This window comes from Stieleria maiorica, assembly GCF_008035925.1.
GTDB classification, from domain to species: domain Bacteria; phylum Planctomycetota; class Planctomycetia; order Pirellulales; family Pirellulaceae; genus Stieleria; species Stieleria maiorica.
This window is the reverse complement of record NZ_CP036264.1, coordinates 1360310-1385439: the sequence shown is the minus strand read 5'-3', so window position 1 is coordinate 1385439 and position 25130 is coordinate 1360310. Positions and strand designations below refer to the sequence as shown.

General features: G+C 61.3%; 18 protein-coding genes. 11 read left to right on the top strand and 7 right to left on the bottom strand.

The annotated features are described in order from the left end of the window. Positions 1-43: 43 nt before the first annotated feature. From Mal15_RS04505 to Mal15_RS04495, 3 genes are all read left to right on the top strand, one after another. Positions 44-967: an alpha/beta hydrolase gene (locus tag Mal15_RS04505; RefSeq protein WP_147866667.1), complete on the top strand. Its 924-nt coding sequence runs from the start codon at positions 44-46 to the stop codon at positions 965-967. Beyond that, on the top strand, positions 964-2238 hold the full coding sequence (locus tag Mal15_RS04500) for a 3-dehydroquinate synthase (protein WP_315854288.1): 1275 nt from the start codon (positions 964-966) through the stop codon (positions 2236-2238). Before Mal15_RS04505 ends, Mal15_RS04500 begins: the two co-directional genes overlap by 4 nt. A gap of 944 nt (positions 2239-3182) precedes the next feature. Then, a complete protein-coding gene (locus Mal15_RS04495) occupies positions 3183-3758 on the top strand; it encodes a rhomboid family intramembrane serine protease (protein WP_147866665.1) in 576 nt (191 codons plus the stop codon). A gap of 233 nt (positions 3759-3991) precedes the next feature. Here Mal15_RS04495 and groL read toward each other — a convergent pair whose 3' ends face one another. Both groL and groES read right to left on the bottom strand, forming a co-directional pair. Next, complete coding sequence (groL, locus tag Mal15_RS04490; RefSeq protein WP_147866664.1) at positions 3992-5608, bottom strand: chaperonin GroEL; 1617 nt, start codon at positions 5606-5608, stop codon at positions 3992-3994. Positions 5609-5676: 68 nt separating this feature from the next. After that, the gene (groES, locus tag Mal15_RS04485) at positions 5677-5994 is read right to left on the bottom strand and encodes a co-chaperone GroES (protein WP_147866663.1); all 318 of its coding nucleotides are present in this window, start codon (positions 5992-5994) and stop codon (positions 5677-5679) included. A gap of 715 nt (positions 5995-6709) precedes the next feature. Here groES and Mal15_RS04480 point away from each other — a divergent pair. The 3 genes from Mal15_RS04480 (at position 6710) to Mal15_RS04470 (ending at position 10333) form a co-directional block, all read left to right on the top strand. Beyond that, complete coding sequence (locus Mal15_RS04480; RefSeq protein ID WP_147866662.1) at positions 6710-7408, top strand: zinc metallopeptidase; 699 nt, start codon at positions 6710-6712, stop codon at positions 7406-7408. Positions 7409-7432: 24 nt separating this feature from the next. Then, positions 7433-8866, top strand: a complete 1434-nt coding sequence (locus Mal15_RS04475) for a DUF58 domain-containing protein (protein ID WP_147866661.1) — start codon at positions 7433-7435, stop codon at positions 8864-8866. Between the two features lie 333 nt (positions 8867-9199). Continuing rightward, positions 9200-10333: a pseudouridine synthase gene (locus Mal15_RS04470; protein WP_147866660.1), complete on the top strand. Its 1134-nt coding sequence runs from the start codon at positions 9200-9202 to the stop codon at positions 10331-10333. A gap of 441 nt (positions 10334-10774) precedes the next feature. Here Mal15_RS04470 and fba read toward each other — a convergent pair whose 3' ends face one another. Continuing rightward, positions 10775-11785, bottom strand: a complete 1011-nt coding sequence (fba, locus tag Mal15_RS04465) for a class II fructose-bisphosphate aldolase (protein WP_147866659.1) — start codon at positions 11783-11785, stop codon at positions 10775-10777. A gap of 92 nt (positions 11786-11877) precedes the next feature. Between fba and Mal15_RS04460 the strand changes: the two genes are divergently transcribed. From Mal15_RS04460 to Mal15_RS04450, 3 genes are read left to right on the top strand one after another with little or no spacing between them, the layout of a single operon-like run. Beyond that, positions 11878-12456, top strand: coding sequence for an anthranilate synthase component II (locus Mal15_RS04460; RefSeq protein WP_147866658.1), 579 nt, complete (start codon positions 11878-11880; stop codon positions 12454-12456). A gap of 28 nt (positions 12457-12484) precedes the next feature. Continuing rightward, positions 12485-13102 carry a DUF447 domain-containing protein gene (locus Mal15_RS04455; RefSeq protein ID WP_147866657.1) on the top strand — a complete coding sequence of 206 codons (618 nt, stop codon included), beginning with the start codon at positions 12485-12487 and terminating at the stop codon, positions 13100-13102. Continuing rightward, entirely contained in the window at positions 13102-14061 is a 960-nt protein-coding gene (locus Mal15_RS04450; RefSeq protein WP_147866656.1) for a GHMP family kinase ATP-binding protein, read from the top strand. The genes Mal15_RS04455 and Mal15_RS04450 overlap by 1 nt, the downstream gene beginning before the upstream one ends. A gap of 165 nt (positions 14062-14226) precedes the next feature. Here Mal15_RS04450 and Mal15_RS04445 read toward each other — a convergent pair whose 3' ends face one another. After that, positions 14227-16365, bottom strand: coding sequence for an alpha/beta hydrolase family protein (locus Mal15_RS04445; protein ID WP_147866655.1), 2139 nt, complete (start codon positions 16363-16365; stop codon positions 14227-14229). Positions 16366-16743: 378 nt separating this feature from the next. On the opposite strand from Mal15_RS04445, the gene Mal15_RS04440 reads away from it, so the two are divergent. Then, complete coding sequence (locus Mal15_RS04440; RefSeq protein WP_147866654.1) at positions 16744-17625, top strand: dihydroorotate dehydrogenase electron transfer subunit; 882 nt, start codon at positions 16744-16746, stop codon at positions 17623-17625. A gap of 218 nt (positions 17626-17843) precedes the next feature. Here Mal15_RS04440 and Mal15_RS04435 read toward each other — a convergent pair whose 3' ends face one another. From Mal15_RS04435 to rpiB, 3 genes are all read right to left on the bottom strand, one after another. Further along, a complete protein-coding gene (locus Mal15_RS04435) occupies positions 17844-18749 on the bottom strand; it encodes a zinc ribbon domain-containing protein (RefSeq protein ID WP_147866653.1) in 906 nt (301 codons plus the stop codon). 302 nt (positions 18750-19051) lie between these two features. Further along, entirely contained in the window at positions 19052-20320 is a 1269-nt protein-coding gene (locus Mal15_RS04430; RefSeq protein ID WP_147866652.1) for a chorismate synthase, read from the bottom strand. Continuing rightward, the gene (gene rpiB / locus Mal15_RS04425; RefSeq protein WP_147866651.1) at positions 20320-20829 is read right to left on the bottom strand and encodes a ribose 5-phosphate isomerase B; all 510 of its coding nucleotides are present in this window, start codon (positions 20827-20829) and stop codon (positions 20320-20322) included. Before rpiB ends, Mal15_RS04430 begins: the two co-directional genes overlap by 1 nt. 353 nt (positions 20830-21182) lie before the next feature. Between rpiB and Mal15_RS04420 the strand changes: the two genes are divergently transcribed. Next, positions 21183-24899, top strand: coding sequence for a preprotein translocase subunit SecA (locus tag Mal15_RS04420; protein WP_147866650.1), 3717 nt, complete (start codon positions 21183-21185; stop codon positions 24897-24899). The last annotated feature ends 231 nt before the right edge of the window (positions 24900-25130 follow it).

Sequence of the window (25130 nt, the reverse complement as noted above, 5' to 3'; positions counted from 1 at the left end):
TAGAGGTGACCGCTCCGCCTCCCTCCCCGTCGCCCCACCTTCGATGCTTGCACCCACCCCTCCGTCGTTTCTTCTTGCCCTGTTCGTCGCTGCCGGGCTAATCGTCGGCGGCCCCACCGACGAGTCGATCGCCCAAGAGCCTGACAAGTACGAACACGGCCCAGATTCCCAGCCCAACGACGCGGTCCCACATGGAACGGTCACACAGCACGTGTGGCCAGAGAGCAAGGTTTTTCCCGGGACCAAACGGCGTTACAGCATTTACGTTCCGGCGCAATATGATGGCAAAACGCCTGCCGCTTTGATGGTGTTCCAGGACGGGCATACCTTCGAAGGCACCCGGGGCGACTATCGCGTGCCGGTCGTGTTCGACAATTTGATTGCCAAGGGCGACATGCCGGTGACGATCGCCGTGATGATCGATCCGGGATACACGAGCGAGCTACCGGAGAAACGTGGCTGGCGGCCGCGGCCGGAAAACCGCAGCGTCGAATACGACACCGTCAGCGGTGACTACGCCGAGTTCCTGCTCACAGAAATCCTGCCGGCCGTCGAAAAGGACTATCGCATCACCGCCAATCCCGACCTGCGGGCGATCTGCGGCAACAGTTCCGGCGGCATCTGTGCCTTCGGCGTCGCCTGGCATCGGCCGGACCAGTTTCGCAAGGTGCTGAGCCACATCGGCAGTTTTGTCAACATCCGCGGCGGTCACCACTACGCCGCGATGATCCGCAAGACCGATCCAAAGCCGCTACGGGTGTTGCTGCAAGACGGCGCCAACGACCTGGACAACCAGCACGGCAATTGGCCGCTGGCGAACCAACAGATGGCCAAGTCGCTTGAGTTTGCCGGTTACGATTACAAGTTCGTGTTTGGCACGGGCGCCCATGACGGAAACCATGGTGGAGCCATTTTCCCCGACTCGCTGCGATGGCTGTGGCGGGGCTGGAAGGAGTTGACGCCGTGATCCTGCGACCCTCCAATCCCAAACGTCACTCGTCCCACTCCCCAGTCTCCGTCGCGGAACCGATCATCACCAGCTCTCCTTCCACGCGTCCATCACCCTCGGGAACCAGCGATGATGACGCATCGCTGGACGTCCCGTTTGCCGTTCCATTCGTCCACCGACTGCGGACGACGACCGAAATCGCGGGCGATGACTTCCCGACGCTGCTGAAACTGGTGACCCACGGCAGCTTCGGTGACGCCAAGGTGCTGGTGGTGGCCGAACGCCCGGTGGCCGACGCGGCGTCCCAGGTTGGAACCCTTGCGACGCGATTGGGCGAAAGCCCCGGCGTCAACCTGGTCCGTGACGTCGTGCTGGTCGAAGGCGGTGAAGCGGTCAAAAACGATTCGGCGTGCGTGGACCAGGTCCTGGCGGAAATCAATGCCCACGATTTGGACCGCCGCAGCTATGTGATCGCCATCGGCGGCGGTGCGATGCTAGATGCCGTCGGTTATGCCGCCGCGATCGCGCACCGTGGCATCCGACTGATCCGGCTGCCGACGACCACGCTGGCTCAAGGCGACAGCGGGGTCGGCGTGAAGAACGCGATCAATTACTTCGGCAAAAAGAATTGGGTCGGAACGTTCAGCGTTCCCTGGGCGGTCATCAACGACGCCTCGCTGCTGGAAACATTGCCGGACCGTGACTTCTGCAGCGGATTCAGCGAGTCGGTCAAGGTGTCGCTGCTGAAGAGCCGCGCGGAGTTCGACTGGCTGTGCGACCACGCCGATCAGATTCGCCGACGTGAGATGCCGTTTGCGACCAGGGCGATTGCGACCAGTTGCACATTACACCTGCGACACATCACCGAGGGCGGCGACCCCTTTGAAATGCTGGAGGCCCGGCCGCTGGATTTCGGACATTGGTCGGCGCACAAACTGGAACCGATCACGGACTTTGAGATCCGCCACGGGGAAGCCGTCGCGATCGGCGTCGCGATCGATTGCTTCTACTCGCATCTAAAACTCGGCTTCCCGATCGAGGATGTGCGGCGCGTGTGCGAGTGCATGCATACACTGGGGTTGCCGCTGTGGCACGAGGCGCTCTCGCCGCTGGATCGCTTGCTTGATGGGCTGGAAGAGTTCCGCCAGCACCTCGGCGGTCGCTTGACGATCACGATGTTGCGGGGTGTCGGCGAAAGTGTCGATGTGCATGAAATCGACACGCCGGCGATGGCCCAGGCGATCGAAATGCTGCGCAGCGAAAGCGAACGGATCGCCGGTCAAAGCTGACATGGAACCTTGTTCCCAGGCTCCCGCCTGGGAACACGCTGTCAGGAGGCTCCGCCTCCCGGTCCGCAAAGACCAGGCGGAGCCTGAGAGACATTGCGTTCCCAGGCCGGAGCCTGGGAACGAGAGGGGCTGACACGGAGTCTTGTTCCCGAGCTCCCGCCAGGGAACACGCTGTCAGGAGGCTCCGCCTCCCGGTCCGCAAAGACCAGGCGGAGCCTGAGAGACATTGCGTTCCCAGGCGGAGCCTGGGAACGAGAGGGGCTGACATGGAGTCTTGTTCCCAGGCTCCCGCCTGGGAACACGCTGCCAGGAGGCTCCGCCTCCCGGTCCGCAAAGACCAGGCGGAGCCTGGGAGACATTGCGTTCCCAGGCGGAGCCTGGGAACGAGAGGGGCTGACATGGAGTCTTGTTCCCAGGCTCCCGCCTGGGAACACGCTGTCAGGAGGATCCGCCTCCCGGTCCGCAAAGACCAGGCGGAGCCGGAGAGACATTGCGTTCCCAGGCCGGAGCCTGGGAACGAGAGGGGCTGACATGGAGTCTTGTTCCCAGGCTCCCGCCTGGGAACACGCTGTCAGGAGGATCCGCCTCCCGGTCCGCAAAGACCAGGCGGAGCCTGGGAGACATTGCGTTCCCAGGCGGAGCCTGGGAACGAGAGGGGCTGACATGGAGTCTTGTTCCCAGGCTCCCGCCTGGGAACACGCTGTCAGGAGGATCCGCCTCCCGGTCCGCAAAGACCAGGCGGAGCCGGAGAGACATTGCGTTCCCAGGCCGGAGCCTGGGAACGAGAGGGGCTGACATGGAGTCTTGTTCCCAGGCTCCCGCCTGGGAACACGCTGCCAGGAGGCTCCGCCTCCCGGTCCGCAAAGACCAGGCGGAGCCTGGGAGACATTGCGTTCCCAGGCCGGAGCCTGGGAACGAGGGATCCGATTCGAATTCGTTTGGAAATGACGTTGTCGCACATGCAGAAGGAGTTCTATCGGATCGGCGTCTTGCTGCTGGCGATGTGGCTGGTGCGGATCGTCGACGCCACGATCCCGTATGCTTTGGCAGACCATGGATTGCAGCCGCGGCAATGGAGCGGATTGCCGGGGATCGTGACGATGCCGTTTCTGCACGGCAACTTCAGCCATCTGTTTAGCAACACGGTGTCACTGGGGATCTTGCTGGGACTGCTGGTTTGGTCGCGCAAGTCCCCTTGGGTGCTGGCCGCGTTGACGTCGGTGGTCGGCGCGACGCTGCTTTGGCTGGTCGGCCGGGACGCGAATCACATCGGTGCGAGCGGTTTGGTGTTCGGGCTGATCGGATTGCTGATCGTCGGTGGTTTCCTGAATCGCCGCTTAATTCCGGTCGGCGTCGCCATCGTGGTCGGGATCCTGTTCGGCGGAACGCTGCTGTCGGGAATCCTGCCGGGCAGCGACACGGAGGTTTCCTGGGAAGGCCACCTGTGCGGATTAGTCGGCGGCGCGGCGGTCGCGTTTTTTGCCAGTGAAGAAGCCGGGCGGTGGCGGATCCGGGGGTAAATGCTAGCCCGACGCGTGAGCGAGAGGCAACGCGGCGCCCCTCGCTCACGCGTCGGGCTGGCATGACTGCGCTAGGTTTGGCATGTCAATCAAATCAACAATCCGTTGACGAGTTCCGCCACCTTAGAACGAGGCGTTAACAAAGCACCGGAAGCCTAACCCACCAACAAAAAACGCCCGAGCGGGGTAGCTCGGGCGTTTTCGTTGGGTTAATTGAATCGCTTGCCAGCGGATCAATACATGTCGTGATCGCCGCCGTGGCCCTTGGCACCTTCTTTGGGTTTTTCGGCGACCAGGGCGTCACTGGTCAGCAACAAGGTGGCGACGCTGGCGGCGTTGCCCAGTGCGGTCCGGGTGACCTTGGTCGGGTCGATGACACCGGCCTTGACCAGGTCTTCGTAGGTATCGGTCAGCGCGTTGTATCCGCCGTTGCCCTTCATCGCAGCGACCTTTTCGCAAACGATCCCGCCGTCTTGGCCGGCGTTTTGAGCGATCATGTGCAGCGGGGCGCGGCAGGAACGCAGCACGATGTTGTAACCGACCTTTTCGTCGTCGCTCAGGTCGTCGCCGGGTTTGACGCTGCTGCTGGCACGCAGCAGTGCGACACCGCCACCGGGCAGGATGCCTTCTTCGACGGCGGCACGGGTTGCGTGCAGGGCGTCTTCGACACGAGCCTTCTTTTCCTTCATCTCGCTTTCGGTCGCGGCACCGACGTTGACCTTGGCGACACCGCCGGCCAGCTTGGCCAATCGCTCTTCCAGCTTTTCGCGATCGTAGTCGCTGGTGCTGTTTTCGATTTCGCGACGGATCTGGTCGATGCGAGCTTTGATGTCGCTGCTCTTTCCGGCACCTTCGATGATGGTCGTGTTGTCTTTGTCGATGATGATCTTCTTGGCACGACCGAGTTGCGGCAGGTCGACGCTTTCGAGCTTGATGCCCAGAGCTTCGAAGATGGCTTGTCCGCCGGTCAGGATGGCGATGTCTTCCATCATGGCCTTGCGTCGGTCGCCGTAGCCGGGCGCCTTGACGGCACAGACATTGAAGGTGCCACGCAGACGGTTGATGACCAAGGTTGCCAGTGCTTCACCGTCGACGTCTTCGGCGATGATCAACAGCGGCTTGCCCTGTTGAACGACCTTTTCCAGCATCGGAACCATGTCCTTGATGCTGCTGATTTTCTTTTCAAAGACCAGGATGTAGGCGTCTTCCAGGACGGCTTCCATGCTGGCGCTGTCGGTGACGAAGTAGGGCGACAGGTAGCCGCGATCGAACTGCATCCCTTCGACCCATTCCTGCTCGGTTTGCAGGCTCTTGCCTTCGTCGACGGTGATGACGCCGTCCTTACCGACCTTGCTCATCGCGTCGGCCAGCAATTCGCCGATTTCGCGGTCGTTGTTGCTGGCGATCGTGGCGACGTCTGCCATCGCGGCTTGGTCTTTGACCTTGGTGGCCATCGAGTGCAGCTTGCCGGTCAGATCGGCAACGGCTTTTTCGATCCCCATCTTCATTTGGATCGGGTTCACACCGGCGACGACTGCCTTCAGGCCTTCGTTGAAGATCGCTTCGGCCATCACGGTCGCGGTGGTGGTTCCGTCGCCGGCGACGTCGCTGGTCTTGCTGGCGACTTCGCGAACCATCCGGGCGCCCATGTTTTCATAGACGTCTTCGAGATCGATTTCTTTGGCCACGGTGACACCGTCTTTGGTGACCGTCGGGCTGCCGAAACTCTTTTGAAGGATCACGTTGCGGCCTTTCGGGCCCAGGGTGACCTTGACGGTGCGTGCCAGTTTGGAAACGCCTCGGCGGATCGCCTCACGGGCTTCCTGCTCAAATGCAATGATCTTTGCCATGGAATTCTGTATGTAGTGTGTTGTTAGAGGTGTTTGGGTGCAGTCGGTTCGATGCGATCAACGCGTTCTCAGCCGATCACCGCCAGGACGTCGTCTTCACGCATCAGCAGGTACTCTTCGCCATCGATTTCGACCGTCTCGCCGGCGTAGCTGCTGAACAGGACGTGGTCGCCCTCGGAAAGCTGGCTTTGTCCACGGGTTCCGTCGTCGAGCAACTTGCCCGTGCCGATCGCCACGACGGTGCCGCGGGCCGGTTTTTCGCGGGCCGAATCGGGCAGGACGATCCCGCCGGCGGTCGTTTCTTCGACTTCTTCACGCTGGACCACGATTCGCTCGCCGATCGGTTGCAGACGAACGGAAGCCTTTTTCTTGGTGGCAGTCGCCATAGTTGCGGATACCTTTTTCTGTAGTGCGGGGAAATGAATGGTGAGTGTCTTGTCGGTGCCGCCCGTGGCTCGCGTCCGCCCAGCGCGATCGACGCGATTGGCAGCAAACTAAAAAAGCCCATGCAAAGCGGCTGTCACTTGGGGGCCCGGCGGCCGCGCCAACTTGACAGGTTTTCTGACTTGCACGCCGAGCAGCAAACGGTGTGCCAGATCCGGGCCGCGTCCGGGCACTCGACTCACCGAAATCACGCAAACGCCCGGAAAGAGCCGCTCCACGCCGCTGGATCACGCCGCAGAAATTTACCCGCCACGCCGCTGCTGGCCGATGTATATCTTGGTGCATTTGCCGAGGGAGCAACAGGGGCCAAGTGATTCGGGGTCGCGATCGTCGGCTGGTAGCGGAAGCCGCGGAGGCTTTCGGTAGCCGGCGGCTTCGCCGCCGAGGGCGAAACTCTTGGCGAGTTCCGCTACCGCGGACTACCGAGGGGCCACCAACGACAAATTGGCAGCCGCATTCGGCATCGACATGATCAAGACTGGCCGCCGGCAAGCGAACACCGATTTGCCACCGGAATCGCGGCCGACGCTTTGATGGGCCAGTTCCGCGGCAGCACGTTTTTAATTGGCCCGGCGATTGCAATGGATGAGCGGCTGCTCGGTTTTTCTGTCAAAACCTGCTTTTTAGCGTTCCACATAAACCTTCAAAGGTGTTTCGATGTTCCCTTTTGATCCGATGTACCTGCTTTTCATCGCCCCTCCGCTGCTCTTGGGCCTGTTCGCCCAGTGGCGGGTCAAAAGCACGTTTGCCTCGATGTCGCAGGTCGGCGCTCGAATGAGCGGTGCCCAGGCGGCGCGGCAGATGCTGGATTCCGCCGGCCTGCACCAAGTGGGGATCGAGCAGGTGGCCGGTCACTTGAGCGACCACTACGACCCCCGCGCGAAAGTGCTGCGACTGAGTCCCGAGGTTTACGGGGGGCGTTCGATGGCTGCGCTGGGGGTGGCCTGTCACGAAGCCGGCCACGCATTCCAAGATGCCAAAGGCTACGCGCCGCTGACGATCCGCAACATGGCCGTCCCGGCGGCGAACTTTGGCAGCAACATCGGCGTGACCCTGGCCACCATCGGGCTGTTCCTCAGCTACCAGACCCCGACAATCGGCAACGCGCTGCTGCTGTTGGGGATCGTCCTGTTCGCCGGCGTGGTGTTTTTCCAAGTCGTCAACTTGCCGGTCGAATTCGATGCGAGCAATCGGGCGCGACGCCATCTGGTTTCGGCGAATTTAATTTCGGCCAACGAAGAACACTTCGTGGCCAAAGTGCTGAACGCCGCCGCGCTGACCTACGTCGCCGGGACGTTGCAAGCGATCATGACGCTGGCCTACTTCATTTTCCGTTTCATGGGTGACCGTCGCTAAGGGTTTACCGGTACGATGGGGAGCATGAACGATGCTCTCCGTCAAATCACCGAAGGCCAATTCCAAGCCTACAGCAAGCTGCCTTGGCTGATGCTTGTGGTGTTCGCCGTGCCGCTGGCCATCGCGGCATGGCGTTTCCGCACCTATCCGACGCGGCTGTGGATCGCGGTGCTGACCCTCACCCTGATCGGCAGCGTCTGGACAGTCTTTTCACCCGACGGATTCATTTGGGTGGCGGCACTCGATTGGCTGCTATTGATCGTGGCCGCGGTGGACTTTCTGTCCATCTATCTGGCGACCAACCGCGGCATCGACGCCAGTCGCGACATCGCCCGATCGTGTTCGCTGGGCGTTCCGGTTGAAAGCCATCTAACGATCGAAAACCGCAGCGGCATCACCCTGGTCGGTCACGTCCGCGACGACTTGCCGGACGAATTCCACTCCAGCCCCGATCAGCACACGTTGCGGCTGCCGCCCCGGGGACGCGTCAGCTTTCGACGCAAGCTGACCCCCGGCCGGCGCGGCGCATTCCAACTACAACACGTTGCGCTGCGTTTCTTCAGCCCGCTTCGGCTGTGGCACCGCTACATCCAGATCCCACTGGAAAGCGAGTTGAACGTTTACCCGAACATGAAGCAGTTGAGCGACTATGCGTTGCTCGCCCGCACCAATCGCCTGAGCCTGATCGGGGTCCGACGCACGCGGCGGATCGGCCAGGACAGCGACTTCGAACGATTGCGGGACTACAGCCGAGACGACAACTTTCGCCACATCGATTGGCGCAGCACCGCACGTCGCAACAAATTGACGGTCCGGCAGTTCCAGAGCGACCAAAGCCAGCGGGTGATTTTCCTGCTCGATTGCGGCCGAATGATGACCAACACTCGCGACGGGTACACGCTGTTGGACCACGCGATGAACGCCGCGCTGATGATGGCTTATGTCGCGCTGCACCAAGGCGACTCGGTGGGGATGCTGTGCTTTTCCGATTCCGTGCACGCCTTCATCCCTCCCCACGGCGGCAAGAGTCAGATGAACCGCTTGATCCATGCCTGCTTTGACCAGTTCCCCCGGATGGTCGAATCACGCTATGACCAAGCGTTCCTGTACCTGCGAAACCACTGCAAACGCCGCTCGCTGGTCGTCCTGGCGACCAACATCATCGACGAAGTCAACGCCGCGGCGGTCACCGATTACCTGGGCAATATCAACGGCCAGCACCTGCCGATGGGCGTGATCCTGCGCGACCGCACGCTGTACGACGCCGCCGACCATCCCGACGGGGACGAAATGAACCTGTACCGCGCCGCTGCGGCGGCCGACATCCTGATCTGGCGCGACCAAGTGCTGAAGGACCTGGAACACCGTGGCGTCCTGATGGTCGACACGTTTCCGGACGAGCTGACTGCGCCGCTGGTCAATCAGTATTTGGAGATCAAGGCGAAGCACTTGCTGTAGTGTTTCGCAGTTTCGTTTTCGATTGGGCTGGACCGTCGCCTTCCTCTCCGAGGTCGGCGCGGGTCGACGCTTCGCTTTTCCGCGGACGCCGAGTTCGGAGAACACGGCGACTTTGCGTCAGCCGTAGTGGACGACTCGAGGAGTCCTCGCAATCCGAATGGACTCGTCGCCTCGTTCACTACCCGAAAACCATGCGGTCCCTCTCGCTCGCACTTCGGGCTGGTATTGATTGACGAAGCCGGCGTGTTCTCGCAAATCATGGCTACCCGAATCGCATGACTCTGGTAACCTGACGGGTTCGAAAAATCCATTCACCTGACCGCAGAACGATCCATGCCCCGCCGCTCTTACAAGAACTCACCCGGCAAAAACGCCTCCGGAGCCAAACGGACGGGCGCAGCCAAGCCAAAACGGGGGGGGCGAAAACCGAAAACCTCACGGGCCACCAGCCTGGCAAGCTCGCAGCCGTCGGCGCCAAAAAAGAGCGACGCAAAGAAGCGCCCCCAGCGATCTGCCGGCGCGACGATCGCCAGCACGCGCGACCAACCACAACGGTTACAGCGACTGCTGGCGGCCGCCGGTTTTGGCAGCCGACGCCAATGTGAAACGCTGATCGAAGAAGGCCGGGTGGAAGTCGACGGAGAAATCGCGGCGGAACTCGGCACCATCGTCGACCCCAAAACCAGCAAGGTGTTCGTCGACGGAGTTCCGCTGCGACAGCAGAAACTGGTCTATTACGCCGTCAATAAACCGACCGGATTCCTGAGCACCAACGCAGACCCCCGCGGACGACAACGCGTCATCGACCTGGTTCCCAACAGCGAGCGTGTCTTTCCCGTCGGCCGACTGGACCAAAGCAGCCAAGGGCTGATGCTGTTAACCAACGACGGAGACTTGGCTCAACAGCTCTCGCACCCCAAATACGGTGTCCGCAAGGTCTATCGCGTCACGGTGGCGGGCAAGATCGACGGCGAAACGATGCGAAACATGCGCAAGGGGATCTACATCTCCGACGGTTTCGTTCGCGTCGAAGGGGCCAAGATCGTGAAGTCGCGGGCCCGGGCGACGGAGATGGAAATCACGCTCCGCGAAGGGAAGAACCGCGAAATCCGCCGCATCCTGGCGCGGCTGGGGCACAAGGTCCAAGTCTTGCGGCGGATCGCGATCGGTCCGCTGCGGATCGGCGACCTGCCGGTCGGGGCACACCGATTGCTCTCTCGTGACGAAGTCGCGAGGCTGAAGAAAGCGGTCGAGCACAGTCGCAATGAAGTCGCCGAGGAAGATCCACGACGCCGATCGTCGGGAGCGAAACGGACGGCGAAGAAGAAACCGGCCGGAAAACGACGCCGTGCCGAAAGCCGCAACGACGTCACCGCACGGCGGACCCGCCGAAAGCCCCCGACGACAAAGTTCTCGTTCAAACCGAGGAAGTCCGACGACGGCGGTTCGATCATCGGCGGGGACTGAGGCTGAGGCCCGCAGACGCAGACCAACGAAACAGCCTATCTCCTTACTCTCTCCCTCGGGGAGCGACGGCGTTTGCGCTGGACGTCGATTGCATCACTGATGGGTTCAGCACACCAAGAAACGGCCCCCGCTTTCGATCGGCCGGCGGCTTTGCCGCCGGCCGATCGAAAGCGGGGGGGGAGAAGATGGGCTTTCTTTCCTGGGGTTGCGGTCACTTCGCTGCGCTCGTTCCCTGACCCCAGGCTATGGATGTGTATGCCCTTTGGGCAAGTGCTGCGGAATGAATTCCGCAGCATAGTGAAATAGCCAGAGAGGGCTGCACCAGAGAAATCGCTCGCATCGGTAGTGGACGACGCGAGGAGTCCCCGCGGTTGGCAATCCGAATGGACTCGTCGCCTCGTCCACTACCCTCAAAACCAAGCGAAAATCCCCAGCTCCCCCCTACAGGGTCGCGCGGAGTTTGGCTCCGTTGCCGGCTTGCCCGAACGCGGTCATGCGAGCGACGCAGACGTCCTTCATCGCGGTACGAGCGGGTTTCAGGTAGGCACGCGGGTCGAACGCCGACGGGTCTTCGGCGAACACCTTGCGGATCGCGCCGGTGATCGCCATGCGGCAATCGGTGTCGACGTTGATCTTGCGAACACCGCTCTTGATCCCACGCTGGATCTCTTCGACCGGCACGCCGTAGGTTTGCTTCATCTGGCCGCCGTACTGGTTGATGATGTCCTGCAATTCTTGCGGGACGCTGCTGCTGCCGTGCATGACCAGGTGGGTGTTGGGCAATTTGGCGTGGATTGCTTCGATCCGCGACATCGCCAGCACTTCGCCGGTCGGCTTTTTGGTGAACTTGTACGCACCGTGGCTGGTGCCGATGGCGACGGCCAGGGCGTCGACGCCGGTTTCTTCGACGAACCGTTGGGCTTCGTCGGGATCGGTCAGCAATTGGTCGTGGGTCAGTTCACCGACCGCACCGTGGCCGTCTTCCTGTTCGCCTTCGCCGCTTTCCAGCGATCCCAGACACCCCAGTTCGCCTTCGACGCTGACGTTCTTGGCGTGTGCCATTTCGACAACGGCCTTGGTCACGCGGGCGTTGTATTCGTAATCGGCAGGAGTCTTTCCGTCTTCTTCCAGCGAGCCGTCCATCATCACACTGGTGAAACCGTTCTCGATCGCCGATTTACAGGTCTCGGGGCTGTTGCCATGGTCTTGGTGCATGACGATCGGGATGTGCGGGTACAATTCGGTCGCCGCAACCATCAGGTGTCGCAGGTAGGCGTCCTGCGTGTAAGCGCGTGCACCGCGTGATGCTTGGATGATCACGGGCGAATCGGTTTCTTCGGCGGCTTCCATGATCGCCTGGATCTGTTCCATATTGTTGACGTTGAATGCCGCAACGCCGTAATCGTTTTCTGCGGCGTGGTCGAGCACAACGCGAAGAGGAACCAATGCCATGATCAGCTACCTTGGGGTAAAATGAGAGTCGGGGGTCAGTGTTTTGTCGGGAATTATCGCTGCGTGGCACCTGACCGCAAGGGCGGGGGATCATGATTCTGCTGTTGGACAATCAGGACTCCTTTGTCCACAACTTGGCACGCTATTTTCGCCTTACCGGGGCGGAGACCCGGGTGATTCGCAGCAACCAGATCACGGCCGGCCAGGCGATTGAGCTGGCCCCCCAAGCGATCGTGCTGTCACCAGGCCCCCACGGGCCGGCCGAGGCCGGCTGTTGCATCGACCTGATCCGCCAGGCGCCGGGGCAGCTGCCGATCCTGGGCGTCTGCCTGGGGCATCAAGCGATCGGGGCGGCATTTGGCGGCCAAATCGTTCGCAACGAGCCCCGGCACGGGATGGCCAGCTCGATCACTCACGACGGCGAGGACCTGTTCCGCGATTGCCCCAGTCCGATGGACGTCGCGCGTTATCATTCCCTCGTCGTCTCGCCAGAAAACCTGCCGGACTGCCTGAAAGTCACCGCCACCTGCAGCGACGACGGATCCGTGATGGGGCTGCGACACCGCCAGCGACCGGTCTTCGGCGTGCAATTTCACCCCGAATCGATCCTCTGCGACGAAGGCCACCGAATCATTCGAAACTTCGCCTCCCTGACCAACAACCGTCTCTGACCTAACCAACTCTGACCCAACCAACAGCGTGATCCTGGAATCAATCGTCACGACGATCGGCGAAGACGGCCGAGTCAACCTGGCGCCGATGGGCCCGGTGCTAACGCATCCCGAAGCGATGCGAACCGCCGGACCGGCCGACCCCGGTTTTGTGCTCCGCCCCTTCGAAGGGTCGCGCACGTTTGAAAATCTCCGCGCCACCCGCCACGCGACCATTCACGTCACCGACGACGCCGCGTTGTTTGCCAAGGCGGCGGTCAGTCGGCTGGACGATCGATCGTCTCCGCTGCACCGGTCGGATTGTGGCCGCTGGGCGATCTTGGACCATTGCCATCGCTGGTTCGCCGTCGAAGTGACTTCGGTCGTCGATTCGCCGCCGCGGTACGAGATGCCCTGCCGCGTGGTCGACTCGGCGATCGTCGTACCGTTTTTCGGTTTCAATCGAGCCAAACATGCGGTCATCGAAGCGGCGATCTTGGCGACCCGAACCCATCTGATCTCGCCGGCGGAAGTCCGATCGCAGCTGGATGCGCTGCGCCCCCTGGTCGACAAAACGGCCGGCAGCGCCGAACGGGACGCCTTTGACGAATTGACCGCCGTCATCCTGCAGCGGATCGATCCGCACGCCCCGACAGGAACGGCGTGATGGAAACGCCGAAACAGATTCGAATCGAAACCGGAGCGCGATTGCATTTCGGATTGCTGGACACCGCGCCGCCGTTCGGCGGGCTCGGTGCGATGATCGATCAACCGGCGACCATCGTCGAACTCTCACCGGCCGACCAGTGGAACGTCCGACGCGGTGACGCGCAACGCATTGGCCGGATCGCCGAACGTTTCAGCCGATTCATCGGGCAAGCGACCTTGCCGGCCGTCGCCGTCGATGTCATCAACGCCGCGCCACCGCATCGGGGATTCGGCAGTGGCACACAACTTTCACTCGCCATCGCCGACGGCTTGCGTCAGTTCACCGGGCTCGCGATGTCCCATGAAACGCTCGCCGTCCAGATCGCCGACCGCGGCAAACGTTCGGCGGTCGGAGTCCACGGGTTCTTCGGCGGCGGAATGATCTTTGAAACCGGCGACGACGACGGAGGAGCACTGAACCCGATTCGACAGCGCATCGAATTGCCACCGTCGTGGCGGCTGGTAACACTTAGCCCCAGCAACATGACACAGACGGTTCATGGCAAACAGGAATCCGATCACTTTGCCAAGCTGCAATCCGGATCATCAGAGGACTCCGATCATTGTCATCGCGAATTGTTGCGAGGGCTGATCAACGACGACATCTTGCCTGCCGCCCGGGCCGGCAACTTCACCGACTTTGCCCGCGCGATTGAAAGCTACAACTACACCAGCGGCATGATGTTCGCCGCAACGCAAGGCGGCCCATACAACGGCCGCTGGGTCACGGAGCTGGTCGCATCGCTTCAGAGTGCCGGCGCGATCGGTGTGGGACAAAGCAGCTGGGGACCGGGCGTGTTCGTCTGGTGCGAAGACGAATCGGCCGCTGCACGACTGGCCGATCAGTTTGCTGACCCGTCAATCGACATCCAAATCGCTCGTATCAAAGACAGCGGGCGAACGGTGGTCAGGGGGTAGCGGTCGATCCGATTCACGCGACGTTGCGGAAATCTGGTAAGAAGATTTCAGGGGTAAGAAAATGATGAGATGCTCGATTCATTCAATGGAACTAATTTTCTTACCCAAGAATCTTCCTACCAATCCACCTACCACGGCCCCCTGTCTCGGCGGACTGGCCACACCTCACTCCAACATTAAACGGTCTCCCGCCCCGGAAGCTGCGTAGACTTTTTTGACCAGCTCCATCGCGTGATCCGTTTCGCCCCGGATCTTCAGCGCGGCCGGTGCCCGCAGTGACAACAACCCTGGCAGATCAAAGTACTTGGCCGCGCCGGGCACAAAGTGCTGGTCGCTGTAATCAGAAACGCGGCTGATGCGAAACCCGCGGCTTTCCAGATCAAGTCGGTCGACCGCATCGCCGGCGACCACCGCAGCGGCGGCGCTGCTGATGCAGCTCGATTCATCGGCAACAATCGACAACGCCCCTTCGGGCTCGGCGTGATGCAGGTGCGCCAACACGCACAACAATTGCTCGAATCGCTTGACGGCGAGCGGTCGGTTGTAGCCGAACGTCAGACCAGAGTAGCTGCGATCATCGGCGATCAAGGGTTGCTGGTGTTCACTTTCCATCGAGTCTTTGACGCGTCCGATCGACGGGGCCAGGTAAACGACCACCGTCGCGCCAGCGGTCCCCTTGGCGGCAACCGATTTTGCGATTGCATCTCGCTGTGATGCATCCTGCTGTGCCGCATTGCGAGCGAACGTCACGGGCGCCACCACGTGACCATTCGCGTTTGGGGACGATCCAGAAATCACATCGAAGTCGACCACGGTCTTCCAGTCGCGATGCTCGATGCGATAGCGGGTGACTTCAGAGTCGGTGCCTGAATCCAATTCGGTGACGTGCAACGCTTGGGCCGCCGGCAGGGACCGATCAAAGATCACGTTCCAAGCCCCGCCGACCACGCGACGATACTCGGCCAGTTGCTGATTTGCAGCCTCTCCTTCGGCCGATCGATCGGGGATCAACGCGTCGAGCTTTCGGTCACTTTGATCCTTCCACCACGCCAGCACCTTGCGTTCATGTGGAATCCCGACATCGGTCGGTGCGGGATGTTCGTCGTTCCAAACCTTCATGTCGGCTTCGGTCAGCGGCTGGAAATCCGTTTCGACCAACGGCACATCGTCGGGCAACCCCAGGTGCTTGGCCATCCAGGGATACATCATCGAACGGGTGACGTAGTTGTAATTGTGCGGAAACCTCAGCACGTCACCGCACATCACGTTTTCCGGTGCGCCCAACATGGCATACAGTTCTTGCAACTCGGGATAACCGTCATCCAACATCGCCTTGGTCCAGTCGTTGGCCGCCGTCATGCCTTGGGGCTTGGGCGCGAACAGCGCCGCCAGTTCGACGTTGCCGGTCCCGATCCGCAGGTAGTTACAGTTCTCGCAGTAACACCCGCCTTGCATCGACGTCGACACCATCCCGTTGGGAAACCCGACCTTGATCCGCGGATCGATGGCGCCCAACAAGATCGTTTGAGTTCCTCCGCCGCTGCCGCCGGTCACGCCCAAACGCTCCGGGTCGACGTCGGGCAGCTCGGCCAAGAAATCGAGTGCCCGGATCGCGTTCCATGTTTGCAATCCCATGACCGATTGCAGATTCAGATCCGCGTCGATGCCGAACAGACAAGGGGCCTGGCGATCTGCCTCTTCCGGCCGCGGATTGGCATGACGATGGGCGGTTTGATAATCGATCTGTTGTGAGTCCGCGTAGCCGAGCATGTCAAAGATCAATGTGACGCACCCCATCCGCGCCAGGTGGGCACAGCGAGCAAGCTTGGGGTAGCGTCCGGAGTTCTCAAAAATCTCGCCACCGGATTCGAGTTGTTTGGCCAGTTCGGCGTCGCTCAGCCGCATCGTCCGGCCGCCGTGACCGTGGGGCGACAGCACGGCGGGACGCTTGCCGTCGACCAGGCCAAGGGAATTATCGGCGGCGGGGCGGAACAACATTCCGGTGACATAGTGGCCCGGCAGCGACTGGAAGTAGACCTTTTCCACGGTAAACCCGTCGCGATGGACATTGCCGTGCAGCACCGGCGACAGCGGTGTTTTGTCCGGCATCGGCCATAGCCCGGTGGCGACCAACACGCGACGACGCAGTGATTCGGATCGCTCGTCCCAAGCCTGGACGCTCTGGGGAACGGAGAACGGGAAGTGATCGTTGAGTGTTTTAAGTTTCTCGGTTTGGGCCGAGGACGTTGCCCCGGAGATGGCAACGATCAAGAACGCGAGGGAACCAGCGAGCAGACGCGTCATGGTGGTGGGGTCTCGGGAGGTGGGTGGTCGGAGTGGGGAGGTGGGAGCGGTCGTATAGATTACCAGACCCGGAGGCGGCGGTGCCCATCGCGGCACTCGCCAACAGCCGGTTGATTCGATCAAGGTCCCGAAGTCGATGTGATCATGCCAGCCCGACGCGTGAGCGAGGGACGCCACGTGGCCCCTCGCTCACGCGTCGGGCTAGCAATAGGAGCGTGGAGTCGGATAAATCAACAGGCTGCCAAGAACTTTGATCCCCGCGGCACGCAGCGGCGAAAGCCTCCGCGGCTTCCGCTACGATCGGTTGGCCAAACCGGTCGGATCTCCTACGCTAGACGCGTCGACGAACAAACTTCCGCCAACGATCTTCACGGGCCCATGTCCGCACTGCACACCTCCCCTCTGCACGCCGATTTTTACGCCGACCGGATGGTCCAACACGAAACGGTGCTGGAGCAAAATGAACGGATCGCCGAGGCGACGTATCGGTTGCGTGTCTCCGCGCCGGCGATCGCCTCGATCGCCGTTCCCGGCCAATTCGTGATGATCCGTCTGGCCGGTGTCGACGCCCCGCTGATCGGACGCGCGCTGGCGATCTGGGACGTGTTGCCCGACCAGGACGGCAAGCCGACCTACATCGATCTGATCTATCTGAAGAAAGGCACCTTCACGACGGCCTGTGCCGAAAGCCCGCTGGGAACCAAAGTCAGCTTGTGGGGGCCGCTGGGCAATGGATTCAACGCGCGAGCGTGCGACCGATTGATCATGGCGGTCGGCGGGATCGGCCAAACGCCGATGCTGCTGTTGGGCCGTGAAGCGATCGGCAGCCAGTCCTTCGGCCGCGCCAATGGCTGGGCCAAGCAGGTGGAATTGATCTACGGCGCCCGCCGCGAATCGCTGCTGGCCGGCGTGCCGGAATTTCGCGAGGCCGAATTCGATGTCCGGCTTTGCACCGATGATGGTTCGGCAGGCCAGCAAGCGTTGGTGCCCGACGTGCTAGCCGCGCGGCTGGACGAACTGTCCGATCCCGCCTCGATCCGAGTCGTCACGTGCGGACCGGAGATCATGATGGAAAAGGTCGCGGAGGTCTGTCGGGAGCGAGGCGTTGATTGCCAGGTCTCGATGGAAACCCCGATGGCCTGCGGCATCGGCATCTGTTTTTCCTGCGTCGCCAAAGTCAAGCAGGACGACGGCGGCTGGGATTACAAACGCACCTGCGTCGAAGGCCCGATTTTTGACGCCGACAAGATCGTCTGGTGAATTTGGGAGAGTCGTCCGGGGTTGGGGGAGCGTAGAAAGGCGTGAAACGCGAATTGCCAGCACGACGTCCCTTCGAGCTGGACCGTCGCCGTGTTCTCCGAACTCGGCGTGCGCGAAAAAGCGAAGCTTTTCCCCGCGCCGACCTCGGAGAGGACGGCGACTGTCCGGCCCAGTCGAAAACGTAGCGACGGCAAAGCACCAGTTTCTCCCGCGTGTCCCTACCCCAGCAGCAGTGCGGCGGCGCCGAGGGCTCCGGCGACCAGGAACCCGGTCGAATCGACGACTGCGATCCGCCAGATCGGCTCCTCTTCGGTTCCGTAGTAAGCCCGAACGCTCTCCCCGTGCAGCCAGGCCCAAATACCGGCACCGATCAACAAGCTGCCCACGCCCTTGATGATGTTGAAATCAACGTCATCCGACGTCGCCTGATCGATGATCTCGAAAATGCGAAACGCCAGCGCCCAGCCATAGCTGAGCAAAACGACGTACCAACTGACTTTGCCACGGATGAAGCAACAGATACTGGTCGCCAGCGACAAGGCCGCCATCAACCCCAGCATCCCGACAATGATGTAGTAGACGACGCCCACGACATCGCCCATCGCGCCGCTCATTTCCTCCAGCATCTCGGCATCGACAAAGCCCAGGACCAACACCAGCAAACCGCCGTAGAAGATCGCCCCGAGAGCGTTGATCAGGCCGATGAAGATCAAGAAGGGCGGCTGGGGGGCTTCGGTCTTCATGAGCATCGCTTCGCCACGCCGGTCACTGCCGGAGATCGCTTCGTTGAGCAATTTGGCGGCGTTGGCACTGGGCGGTTTGACCGCCTTCTTTGCCCCGGGGACTTGCACCGCTTTGACCGGCGCCAAATCGGTGTCCGTCAATTCGTCAAACAGGCCCGCGGTGGCCGCCGGAGCGGGGGCGGCGAGCGGTCGAGACTGGGCCGCCGGACGCGCGGCGGCCGGTCTGGATTGCCCCGTCGCGCCCGCGGCGGCTGCTTTCGGCGCTGCACCTGTCGCCGCAGGTGCCCGCAACTGTTTCCCGCACTTACACTTGACCACCTTGCCGGCTGCGGAGTCGGGGATTTGAAGGAGCGACGCACATCCGGGGCACTTGATCTTCATGGACGATTGACGAGACGTTCTTGGCAATGGAAGCAAACGCGATCTGCGGCGTCCATCTTAACAACTCGCCGCCGTTTGTCTGGTGATTTGACGCGTTTGGCACCAAGAATCGGCTCTGGCCCGCCGATCGGGAACGTCCACTTCGGGTGCCGTGGCCTCTCCGATGTACGATGGCCCTTCCGGGCCGTCGTCCGCTGAACTCTGCGCGACGACCTAGAAAGGACGTCGTACGGGCGATAGCTAGACCTCGCACGGGCGATTGGCCGGCCACCATTGCTGCGCCCCGGGCTATTTAGTCGAGGTCACTCGAACAACCTCGGCAATCCGTCGCCCAGACTCTGCGCCTTCTGGCTGAGCGCCGCATTCATCAACTCGATCGCGACGCGAGATTCCAGCGTCACGCCGGCGCGGACGCCGACGCAGGGATCGTGGCGGCCTTTTTCGAGCTGAAAATCGATCTCCGTCAGGTCCTTGGTGACCGACAACTGCGGCTTGTTGATCGTGGAGGTCGGTTTGAATCCGACGCGAAACACCAGCGGCATGCCAGTCGTGATACCGCCGATCAACCCGCCATGCGTGTTGGAGACGTACCCGCCGCTGCGAATCGGATCGTTGTTTTCGCTGCCCACCCGCTCGATCACCGCCGCCCCGGAGCCGACTTCACAGGACTGAACGGCATTGAGTCCGCCGAGTGCCCCCATGATCCGCACCTTCAAACTCTGGTACAGCGGATCCCCTAGCAGCGGCGGGACGTTCAACGCCACCACCTCGATGCCCGCGCCGAGTGAATCGCCGGCCTTGCGGGTCTGCTTAATCAACTCGGCCGCTTCGGTCGCGAAGTCGCCGTCGATGGAAGGGATAACGGCGGTGTCGATTTCCTGCTGTAACGCGGCGACGGTGCCCGCATCGATGGCGACCGAATCCTGCTGGGCCAAAAACTCCTGGCAGCGTTCGGCCAGCGAACGCGTCGCTTTAAGTGGTCCGACCTGGTCGATCGACGAAAGCAGAACGGTGCCGAAGGTCTGCTGCAGAAACAAACGCGCGATGCTGCCGCCGACGACATCGCTGATCGTGACGCGATAACTGCTGCGGCCCCCGCCGCGAACATCGACGAAACCACGCGATTTGTGGTACTTGACCAAATCGGTGTGACCGGGCCGAACCTGTCCCTTGGGCCCGACGAACTGGGTGTAGTCGCCCGACTTTTTGCTGGTCGACAACACCATCGCGGCGATCGGTTCGCCGGTGGTGTAGCCCGCCTCGTAACCTTCGGATTCAAACCGCGCGCCGTCGACTTCGACGCTGATCTTCGACCCACCGGTTTCATCACCACCCAGCAACGCCTCGTGGTCGGTCTGATACAGGCCGGCGAGGAAAACCACCTTGTCCTTTTCGTTTCGAGGCGTGCCGTACTTGTTGCCACCCGGGCGGCGCCGATCCAGGAACGGCTGGATCTGGTCGCGCCGGATCATCAGTCCGGCCGGACATCCGAAGACGATGGTCGTCACCGCCGGGCCATGGGATTCCCCCGCGCCCGCGACGCCGAAGTAGGGTCCGCCAAGAATTTCCATTACAACCCCAACGCGTCGCGACCTTGGGCCTCGATTTCCATCACCTTGTCCAACCGCCGCTGGTGCCGCTCACCAGGCGTGTAGCGAGCCCCCAGAAACGCGCGAACGATTTCCAACGCCAACTCGCTGCCGATGATCCGCCCGCCGATACACAGCACGTTCATATCATCGTGCTCGACGCCTTGATGGGCCGAATAGGTGTCATGACAGATCGCGGCGCGAATCCCCGGGATCTTGTTCGCCGCGACGCTCACCCCGACCCCGCTGCCACAGACCACGATCCCACGATCCGCGTTGCCCAGAATGATCTCGCGGGACACCGCGACGGCAAAATCCGGGTAATCACAGCGCGCCGTGCTGTCGGTGCCGCAGTCGATGATGTCACCGACCAGGGTCGCAAAGGGATCGGCGGCCAGTTGCTGGGAAACCACCTGTTTGAGCGGGTATCCGGCGTGGTCACCGCCGATGGCGACGCGTAGTCGATTGCCGGGTTGGTTGGGATCGGTCATGAATGGGAGGGCACGAGGAGCAGGAAACGAGTTCGGAAGCGACAGTTTACCGTCAGCACGAAAAATTCGTTAGTCTCGTAAACAACCCCGACCGGCATTTGTGAGCCGCATTTTCGATCGCCGTTGACCTGATCAACCAAAAAACCTAACCTAAGCCCCCCAAAGCATTTAGCTTCTCCGAATCGGATCCGGGGTGCCCCTTTGAGGTGGCACCGAACCGCACTTTCGTCTATTTGGCCCGAAATTGGCTGCTCTAGACGCGGGGGGCGGTGCGCTGCCAATCTGACTCTCTTGCGGGCGAATCTGTATGCTCGCGGCCAATCAAACATCGAAACTTAGCAAGCGATTCAGCGATGTCGTTTTTTGAAACCCTGGCAGATGTCACCGGCGCCGTGTTCGGCGGTGTCCTCAGCTCCTTTGAACGTGCGGTCACATCCGTGTTCGGATCGGCCAACGCGCGTCAAGTCACCGCGCTTCAGGCCAAAGCGGAGGAGATCACCGCATTGGAGCCCAAATACGAGGCGATGACGGACGAGGAATTGCGGGAACAGACGCAATTGTTCCGCAAGCGGATTCGTGACGGCCAGTCGTTGGATGACATCTTGATCGAGGCCTTTGCGGTCTGTCGCGAGGGCGGCAAACGCTTCCTGGGCATGCGGCACTATGACGTCCAGCTGATCGGCGGAATGGTGCTGCACCAGGGCAACATCGCCGAAATGGTCACCGGTGAAGGAAAGACGCTGGTCGCGACGCTGCCGGCCTACCTGAACGCGCTCGAGGGCAAGGGTGTTCACGTCATCACGGTCAACGATTACTTGGCGCGACGTGACATGGAGTGGATGGCGCCGCTGTACATGAACCTGGGCTTGACCGTCAACGCGATCCAGTCCGGAATGTCGACCGGCGAAAAACAAGCCGCTTATCGCTGTGACATCACCTACGGAACGAACAACGAATTCGGCTTCGATTACCTCCGAGACAACATGCGGCCGGCCGCCCAGGGCGACGACCGCTTTCCGCCCGAAGCCCAACAATGTCAAGGCCCGCTGAACTACGCGATCATTGACGAAGTCGACAACATTTTGATCGACGAAGCACGAACACCGCTGATCATCAGCGGCCCCAGCGACATGGACCTGGGTCGTTACGCGGACGCCGACCGCGTCGCGCGGGCACTGCGAAAAGACGAACACTTCACCGTCGACGAAAAACAACACAACGTCACGCTGACCGACGAAGGGGTCCGTGAAGCCGAACGATTGGCCGACGTCGAAAGTTTTTACACCGCCGGCAACATGGAATGGCCGCACCTGATCGACAACGCGCTCAAGGCCCACTACCTGTACAAGCTGGACGTCAATTACGTCGTCAAAGACCGTCAAATCGTGATCGTCGACGAATTCACCGGCCGCTTGATGGACGGTCGCCAATGGAGCGACGGGTTACACCAGGCCGTCGAGGCCAAAGAAGGCGTCCCGATCAAACCGGAAACTCAAACCTTTGCCACCGCCTCGCTGCAAAACATCTTCAAGATGTACAAGAAGCTGTCCGGCATGACCGGTACCGCGATGACCGAGGCCAATGAGTTCTGGAAGATCTACAAGCTGGATGTCGTCGCGATCCCGACCAACCGCGGTCTGCAGCGGATCGAACACCCCGACGTCATCTACCTGACCGAAGAGTTCAAATACAAAGCCCTGGCCGAAGAGATCGAACGGACCAACAAATGGGACGTCCTGGTCATGAAGGACGGGACCGAGTTGTGGGGCAAAGTCACCGAGGAACAAGACGATCAGGTCAAATTCATCGGCAAGGGCGAAAAAGACGCCGAGACGATTGCGAAATCAAAGATCACCGCGATCGAATATGCCGGACGGCCCGTTCTGGTCGGCACCGTCAGCATCGAAAAGAGCGAAAAACTGAGCCGGTTGCTCGAACGCCGCGGCGTTAAACACGAAGTGCTGAACGCCAAGCAGCATGAACGCGAAGCCGACATCGTCTCCCAAGCCGGACGGAAGTACGCCGTCACGATCGCCACCAACATGGCCGGCCGCGGGACCGACATCATCCTGGGCGGCAATCCCGAAACCAAAGCCTGGGCACAACTGCAACACAAGTACCCGACGCGTCTGGAAGTCCCCGACGACGAATGGAACGAGCTGGTCGAATCGATCGACAAAGCCGAAGGCATGAGCGAGCAGGGCCAGCACGTTCGCGAGCTCGGCGGGCTGTATGTCCTGGGAACCGAACGACACGAATCGCGACGCATCGACCTGCAGCTTCGCGGTCGTTGTGGACGACAGGGCGACCCGGGATCCAGCCGCTTCTTCTTGTCACTCGAAGACGATCTGATGCGGATCTTCGCCGGCGAGTGGGTCAAGAACATGATGGAGCGGATCGGCATGCGGGAAGACGAACCGCTGGAATCCAAGCTCGTCACCCGACGCATCGCCGCGGCCCAAAAGAAGGTCGAAGAACGCAACTTCGAAATGCGGAAGAGCTTGTTGGACTATGACGAAGTCATGGACGAACAGCGGAAACGGGTTTATCGCTACCGCCAAAACCTGCTGGACGGCCACAGCTCGCGTACGATGATCCTGGATCTGATCCGGGCCCAAATTCAAGAGCAGGTCGAAACGTTCCTGGAACCCGATTACGGTGCGGAAACCTTCGCCTCCTTCGCCGGCGCGCAACTCGGATGCAGCCTGGACGCCAAGGATTTCCTGAACATGGATATCTCCATGGCGACCAGCTACGCACGCGAGCAAGCCGAACGCGCCGCCGAAGTCACCGTCGAGGAAGTGGTCGAAGAGAACTTGCCCGAAGAGATGGAGGACGAGTGGAACTGGAAAGCGCTGACGAAATGGTCCAACACCACCCTGGGCACCAACTACCAGGACCATCAACTGAAAAAGATGGAACGTGATGACCTGATCAATACCCTGATCGAAAAGAGTCACGAAGCGATCGAAAAAGTCGACCTCAGTGAAGGCGAACCGTTCCTCGACGCCGACTACGGTCTCCGCGTGCTGTGTGGTTGGATGCGACACCGGTTCGGAATCGAAACCACCCCCGAAGAGTTCCGCGATGTCGAAGACCGTCGCGCCGTCACCCATGCATTGGTCTCGCGGGCCGAAGAAGCGTACACGGAAAAGGAAACGGAGTACCCGGCCCTGGCCGGCATCTCGCAGTTCACCGTCCAGCAGGGCGCCCAGGTCATTCTGGATCGCGAGAACCTGATTGATTGGATCAAACGTCGCTTCGACAAGATGATCAGTATCGACGACGTCCCGCTGAACCGTGACGACTTGAAGACCCAGTTGACCCAGTTCAGCCGCGAAACCGCCGACGCGGCCGGTGCGATGTACGCCAAGGCCGAAGAGATGGTCGACAACGTGTTCGGCAACGCCGATGCGGATCAGACCGCCGCCGTCGCGACCAGCGGCACCGACAAACTGCAAACGCTGGCCGAGTGGATGAAACGCGAACTCGGCGCGTCGGCCGACGCCGATGACCTGGCGCGGATGAATCGACAGCAGCTGACCCTGGCCGTCGGCGGTGCCGTCGACGATCGATTCCACCCCGAAATGCGCCGCATGGAACGGCAAATCCTGCTGAACATCGTCGACGATGTTTGGAAAAACCACCTGTTGACGATGGACCACTTGCGCAGCAGCGTCGGTTTGAAAGGCTATGCCCAACTGGACCCCAAAGTCGAATACAAACGCGAAGGCATGCGGCTGTTCGACAACATGTGGGAATCGGTCGGTGAGCAAGTCACCGGGTTGATCTTCCGCATGGAATCGTTCAACCAAGACTTCATCCGCAGCACCTGGGTCGACGCCAAAGCGCGGCACGACGAAGTCGGCTCGGTCACCAGCGCGGCCGGGACCGCCACCGCCACCAAGGCCGCCACGCAAACCGCCGCTCAACAAGCCGCCGAAGCGAGCAACCAGCAAACCGACGCCAAACCCGAACCGATCCGCAACACCGGCGTCAAAATCGGACGCAACGATCCCTGCCCCTGCGGCAGCGGCAAGAAATACAAGAACTGCTGTCTGAGGAAGTGACCGGCCAAATGTAGCGACCTTCGCCAGAAGGCGGATTCAAACCTCGTTCCCAGGCTCCCGCCTGGGAACGCCATTTCCGGCGAGGCTCCCGCCTCGCAATTAACTCGTTCCCAGGCTCCCGCCTGGGAACGCTATTTCCGCGAGGCTCCCGCCTCGCAATCAACTCGTTCCCAGGCTCCCGCCTGGGAACGCTATTTCCGCGAAGCTCCCGCCTCGCAATTAACTCGTTCC